Raw genomic sequence first — 6,707 nt, 5'->3', positions numbered from 1 at the left:
GTATAGAGGCGGTCTTGGGTGGGGTTGAAAGGGCTGTTGCCGATGCTGATGTTGCTGGCTTTGCCATCAGGACCGACGGCGTAAGTAGCCCCGGAAAAGGCCATTTTCACGCGGGCCCCGTAGTCGAAGAGCTGCTGCACCACAGCGGCGGGAGCGTCGAGCACCACTAGTTCGTTTTCAAAGGGCATCAGCTCAAACACCGACCCAAGGGTAACTTGCCCGGCCGGCAGCGGGGCACGTAGGCCGCCGTTGGTCATCACTCCCAAGTCGATAGGTTTGCCGAGTTCCCGGCTCGCACGGCTGCGTTGCAAATCAGCCACGAAATTAGCTAGGGGCGACTCGCCGGGGCTCTTCACTAAAGCACTCGGAGCCGTCCCGATAACTGCCGTCATTTGCTCGGTCACGCGCTGGCGGTAGGGCGCAATGGTTGCTGTGGCCGTGGGGTCATCGGCGAGGGTTTTACCAACGGGCTGAGCCGTAACGGGTTGCAACGTTGGCTTGGCCACATAAGCAGTCCGCTGGCAGCCCGCCGCAAAGGCAAAAGCAGCCAACAAGCTTAACGTGGCAAAACGGGAATGAAACAGGTGCATCACTGTATTATAAGAAAGAACGGACCGCAAAGGTAACTTATCCGGAGCGTTAGTTAGCGCGCATTCCCCTTTGCATGCCCAGCTCAACTTGCCCTATTACTAGGAAAACCAATCTTGGCTTCTCGTACGCCTAAATGTTGTTGCCCAGCCCAACGGGCGGTATCTACCGAACGAACGGTATCTTTAGCCCGTTCCTTCGGGCCGTTTCCATCTCCCACCTGAGTTTCGTTATGCCTGACACGCCGCGCCCCGCGTCTGTTTCTTTTTCTGAATTCGAACCTGTGAGCACGGCCGCCTGGCAGGCCCGCATCGCGCGCGACCTGAAGGGCGCGGACCCGGCTACGCTGCGCTGGCAGACACCCGACGGCTTTACACTAGAGCCTTTCTACCACCGCGAAGCATTGGAAGCACTGCCCCAACCGCCCACGCCGCAATTGCGGTCTGGCGGGGCCGGTACTACGTGGCGCAACGTGCCCACTTACGCGGTGCCGGCCGGTGAGCGGGGCCACGCCACCATTCAGCGGGCAGCCGCCGCGCTGACCAGAGGCGCCGACGGGGCTCATTTTGTGGTGAATGACGCCCCGGCTTTCGATGTGGAATTTCTGCATGCCCATCTGCCTTTAGACACCACCTATGTCGGGTACTCGCTCACTGCGGCACCAGCGGCTTTTGTGCGGCAATTGCTGGCAACGGGCACCACGGCGCTCCGCGGATTCTTGCAGTTTGACCCCATCACCAACCACTTACCCAACCTAAAGAGCCAGCTACACGAACTGCGGGAAGTGCTGACGCTAACGCAGCCCATGCCTGATTTTCGGGCCCTGACTTTGGATATAGCGTTTTTCGGAAATCGGGGTGCCACGGTTACGCAGCAAGTGGCCTTCGCGCTGACCACTGCGGCCGCTTATCTGAGCGAGTTGCCTAATGAGCGGCTAACTGCTGCCGACGTAGCGGCGGCCATGCAGGTGCACGTTGCTGTTAACCCGAATTACTTCTTTGAACTTGCCAAGTTGCGTGCCTTGCGCCGGCTTTGGGTTACGCTGCTGCACGCATATAGCCTGCCGTCCGGAGCAGCACGGGTGCCACTATTCGCCGAGACTTCGTCGTGGAGCCAGACTACGCTGGATGCCCACACCAATCTGCTGCGCGTAACTACCGAGGCCATGAGTGCCATACTCGGCGGCGCCGACGCCCTCAGCGTCCGCCCCTTCGACTGCATATTCCACGACCCCAGCGAATTCTCGGACCGGTTGGCCCGCAACCTGTCGGTGCTGCTGCGCGAGGAAGTAGGCTTGGGACAGGTGCAGGACCCTGCGGCAGGTTCTTACTACCTGGAAACTCTCACCGATACGCTGGCGCGCGACGCCTGGACCTTGTTTCAGAAGATTCAAGCCAAGGGAGGCGTGCCAGAAGCTATGGGTTTGTTGATGCAGGAGTTGCACGCGGCGGCGCAAGCGCAGTTCCGGCGGATTGCTACCGGCGAGCAAGTGGTAGTGGGGACCAACCGGTTTCAGAATACGCGCGAGCATTTCGACTTCAACCCCAAACGCCTGTTGCGCAGCCGCGAATTCGACTCGACCCGCGCCACGTATCCATCGGAAGTGCTGCGGCTGGCCACAAGTTTGCATTTCGAGCGGCGAGAGAAAAAGCGGAAGCGGGCGGCGGTGGTGCTGCTTGGCTCGCATACCAACCAGCTCATCCAAGAGTCGTTTCTGCGGCTGCTGCCGGAGCAGGAGCAACAGTCGCTACACGAGTCGCACCCAATAGGCACGCTGTCAGTTCTGTTTTCTTCTACCGAGGAAGCTATTCTGATGTATGCCACGCCAGAGCAGTTCGGCCGCTTTGCGCGCTACATCTACCGGGTTGCGGAAGATGACCCGAGCTTCGTGCCCCCCGTCCTGATTACGGCCGACCTCGCCACTATGCAGGAGGCCGTGCGGGTGTTTGGCTTTCAGGAATTCATTGTGCAAGGCCACAGCACCGAGGACGTATTAGCCCGTTTACAAGGGAAATAAGTGTGTAGGTGGATTTGAAATAGCATCGCCTACCGAAAGAAAAGGTATGCTGCTATTCTCGAACTCGTTGTTATACCTGCCCGACCTGCTACGCTTGCCGAAGCAGGTCGGGCAGGCAGCAGCATTCCATCGGTGAAATCAAGTGAATCAGCGTCAATCCGTGATTTATGAAACCCGACTTTTCTAGCATTCCCTATAATGCCGCGCAACTGCCCGCCGTACCGGCGGCTGAAACTGCCACCACCATTACGCCCGAAGGCATAGCGCTGAAAGGCTACTACACGGCCGAGGATGTAGCGGGCTTCGAGCACCTCGGGTTTGGCGCGGGGCAGGCGCCGTATCTGCGCGGCCCCTACCCTACCATGTACGTGCAGAACCCCTGGACCGTGCGGCAGTACGCGGGGTTTAGCACGGCCGAGGAAAGCAACGCCTTTTACCGCCGCAACCTAGCGGGCGGGCAGAAAGGCCTTTCGGTGGCGTTCGACCTGGCTACGCACCGCGGCTACGACTCCGACCATCCGCGGGTGGTAGGCGACGTGGGCAAGGCCGGCGTCGCCATCGATTCGGTGGAAGACATGAAAATTCTCTTCGACCAGATTCCGCTGGACCAGATGTCGGTGAGCATGACCATGAACGGGGCGGTGCTCCCGATTATGGCCTTTTACATAGTGGCGGCCGAGGAACAAGGCGTGACACCGGATAAGCTGGCGGGCACCATTCAGAACGATATTCTGAAGGAGTTCATGGTGCGCAACACCTACATCTACCCGCCGCAGCCGAGCATGCGCATCATTGCCGACATCTTCGCCTACACGGCGCAGCACATGCCCAAGTTCAACTCCATCAGCATCAGCGGCTACCACATGCAGGAAGCCGGCGCCACCGCCGACCTGGAACTGGCCTACACCCTGGCCGATGGCCTGGAGTACGTGCGGGCGGGTTTGGCGGCGGGTATGACCATCGACCAGTTTGCGCCGCGGCTGTCGTTTTTCTGGGCTATTGGCATGAACCACTTCATGGAAATTGCCAAGCTCCGGGCCGGTCGGTTGCTGTGGGCCAAGCTGCTGAAGCACTTCGAGCCGCAGAACCCCAAGAGCTTGGCGCTGCGCACGCACTGCCAGACCTCGGGCTACTCGCTCACCGAGCAGGACCCGTTCAACAATGTGGCCCGCACCGCTATTGAGGCCCTGGCCGCCGCGCTGGGTGGCACCCAAAGCCTGCACACCAACGCCCTTGACGAGGCCATTGCCCTGCCCACCGACTTCTCGGCCCGCATTGCTCGCAACACCCAGCTCTACCTCCAGCACGAAACCGACATTACCCGCGTGGTGGACCCTTGGGGCGGCTCCTACTACGTGGAAACCCTCACTCACGAGCTAGCTAACAAAGCCTGGGCGCTGATTCAGGAGGTGGAAGAGCTGGGTGGCATGGCCAAGGCCATTGAAACCGGCCTGCCCAAGCTGCGCATCGAGGAAGCCTCGGCCCGCAAGCAGGCCCGCATCGACTCGGGCAAGGAGGTGATTGTGGGCGTGAACCGCTACCGCCTCACCCCGGAGCAACAGGCCCAGGAAACGCAAATCGAAATCCTCGACATCGACAACGCCGCCGTGCGGGAGTCGCAGATTGCGCGCCTCAATACCATGAGAGCCGAGCGCGACAACGCCGCCGTGCAGCAGGCCCTAACCGCCCTGACGGAAGCCGCCCGCTCCGGCAACGACAACTTACTGGCCCTGGCCGTGCAGGCCGGCCGCTTGCGCGCGACCCTCGGCGAAATTTCGGATGCGCTGGAAGTGGTGTATGGCCGCTACCAAGCCACCATCCGTACGGTATCGGGCGTTTACTCGCAGGAAATGGACTACGACGCAGAATTTGCCAAAGCCCGCCAGGCGGCCGACGACTTTGCCGCCAAAGAAGGCCGCCGCCCCCGCATGATGGTGGCCAAAATGGGCCAGGACGGCCACGACCGGGGCTCGAAAATCATTGCCACTTCCTTTGCCGACGTGGGCTTCGACGTGGACATTGCCCCCCTCTTCCAAACCCCCGACGAGGTAGCACGCCAAGCGGCAGAGAACGACGTGCACGTAGTGGGCGTGAGCAGCCTCGCCGCTGGCCACAAAACCCTGATTCCGCAGCTCATCCAGGAGCTACAGCAGCTCGGCCGCGAAGACATCCTCGTCATTGCCGGCGGCGTCATCCCCGCCCAAGATTATGATTTTCTCTACAACGCTGGTGTAGCCGGCGTGTATGGTCCGGGAACGGTCATTGCTGTAGCAGCGCAGGAGATATTGGAGAAACTGAGGGATATGTCTAATTGAATTGCAATTCTATTAGACTGTCACTGCACTAGCAATTGAGTACTGCCAGTTTCGCCATTATCTAGTATAACGCGCAACCTGTATATGCCGGGAGTTAAACCAGCCAATGATATTAAGTAAGTACCGGTTGCTTTATGCATCACTTGGTCGCTCACTGTTCGGCCGAGGGCATCGTTAATTAGTAAGTGGCAATTGTTAGCTAACTCCAACGTCACCTGGTCAGTAGCTGGATTTGGGTATATTTTCAATTGCATATTACCTACAGCAGCAAGGTGTGTATTAGCTATGATACCGCCTGCGGCAAGTTTAGATACAAACGTAGTAGGACCGTTTGTGGGAGGTAGTGTGCCAAAGGTGACGGAACCTAGGATATAGCCTGCCAGATAGATATTACCCGCATTATCACCTTCTATATCGGTGGCCCTAATTAGATCACTGCTGCTTGTACCACTCACCAAGGTAGCCCACAAAGCTGTGCCCTGACTATCATATCGCACAATAAATATGCTTTCCCATAAATATGCTTTCCCATTGCGAACTGAGCGTAATACCCCCAAATACAATCGCACCTATGAAATTTCCTGTCACATAGTAACCTCCGCGCCCATCATAAGTAACTGCGGAGGCAGTTGTAGTAGCCCCAGACTGTATCTGCCGATCCCATAATTGAATACCCTGACTACTGTAACGAGCCACATAAGCCTGGCTATTAAAATTATTACCTGGTATGATGTAACAGTATCCAACTATCATTGGATTACCACCCGCATCCACGTCCACAGAGGACCCGCTACCGCCATAGGAACCACCAGCACGCGCCGCCCATGTGCAGCTTCCTGAAGCGTCTAGTTTACACAAAAAAATATCCTGGGCGCCAATGCCACTCAAATTAGTATTACCAAACTTAGCAGAACCAATAAAAGAGCCGACCAAATAACTATTGCTACTTTGGTCTAAGGCCATATCCTGTACATGACCGTTGCTGCTTACTTGCTGAGCTAAAACCACGGTACCAACCGGCGAAAACTTGTACATAAATATTCCTCCGCCCGTGACTAACGACCCACCGAAATCAACAGAGTTACCAAAGTTGCCCACGATAATTGCGTTACCACTGGTATCTGTAGCTATACTTTCAACATAAACGAAGCCACCCGATGCTTCACCTTGCTTTACCCATTGCTGCACTCCTTGGTCATCATATTTCACCAAATATCCGTCGCGGCCACCATTGCGAGCAATCAAGGTGGTAGTTTCTAGGGTAAGAGAACTATTGAAGTACCCTGCCAAGTAAACGTTGCCTGTCGCATCTACCGCTACTTGGCTTGACGAACTATTATATTTTTTCACCCAAGCCACTGTGCCGTTGGGTAAGTATTTGGCTAAATAAAAATTCCCATTGCCAGTAAGAGTAAAAGCTCCCATAACAAGTGTACCGCTAAACATACTTGTTACATACCGGCTACCATCTGGAGCTACAGCAATTTTACGAGGGTTGAACGTGGTAATAGTTTCAGTGCTATGCTGCACACTAGTCCATGTTGGAGCATTTTGAGCTCGGACACTTAAAGCGCTGAAAATAAGCACTATGAACAAATAAAACTGTGATGACATAATTTTAAACCAGATACCAATTTTCATGTATAGATTATTCGAGAGAAGAAAGCAAGTTAGAGTATGCTGTTTAGTGTTTGGATTTTATCCACCAAAGTAACACATCATTATAATATTACAATTTTCATTCACTTGTTAGCTGATTCCATTTTAACTGTCTAGCGTTAACTACA

General features: G+C 55.9%; 5 protein-coding genes. 2 read left to right on the top strand and 3 right to left on the bottom strand.

Features of this window, described 5'->3' with window-relative positions; genetic code table 11:
- Positions 1-590 (bottom strand): 5'-nucleotidase C-terminal domain-containing protein (locus ACFE7X_RS10900; protein WP_375435693.1); only part of this gene is annotated, 590 nt, incomplete at its 3' end.
- A 230-nt stretch (positions 591-820) separates the two neighbouring features.
- On the opposite strand from ACFE7X_RS10900, the gene ACFE7X_RS10895 reads away from it, so the two are divergent.
- Positions 821-2,605, top strand: a complete 1,785-nt coding sequence (locus ACFE7X_RS10895; protein WP_375435692.1) for a methylmalonyl-CoA mutase family protein — start codon at positions 821-823, stop codon at positions 2,603-2,605.
- Between the two features lie 167 nt (positions 2,606-2,772).
- Positions 2,773-4,920: a methylmalonyl-CoA mutase gene (gene scpA / locus ACFE7X_RS10890; RefSeq protein ID WP_375435691.1), complete on the top strand. Its 2,148-nt coding sequence runs from the start codon at positions 2,773-2,775 to the stop codon at positions 4,918-4,920.
- A gap of 20 nt (positions 4,921-4,940) precedes the next feature.
- Here the strand turns inward: scpA and ACFE7X_RS10885 are convergent, their stop codons facing one another.
- Both ACFE7X_RS10885 and ACFE7X_RS10880 read right to left on the bottom strand, forming a co-directional pair.
- Positions 4,941-5,174: a T9SS type A sorting domain-containing protein gene (locus ACFE7X_RS10885; protein ID WP_375435695.1), complete on the bottom strand. Its 234-nt coding sequence runs from the start codon at positions 5,172-5,174 to the stop codon at positions 4,941-4,943.
- A gap of 232 nt (positions 5,175-5,406) precedes the next feature.
- Positions 5,407-6,561: a hypothetical protein gene (locus tag ACFE7X_RS10880; RefSeq protein WP_375435690.1), complete on the bottom strand. Its 1,155-nt coding sequence runs from the start codon at positions 6,559-6,561 to the stop codon at positions 5,407-5,409.
- Positions 6,562-6,707 lie beyond the last annotated feature (146 nt).

The organism is uncultured Hymenobacter sp. (assembly GCF_964242765.1).
GTDB lineage: Bacteria > Bacteroidota > Bacteroidia > Cytophagales > Hymenobacteraceae > Hymenobacter.
Note: the sequence above shows the minus strand (reverse complement) of the source record. Positions and strands in the feature narration are given on the sequence as shown.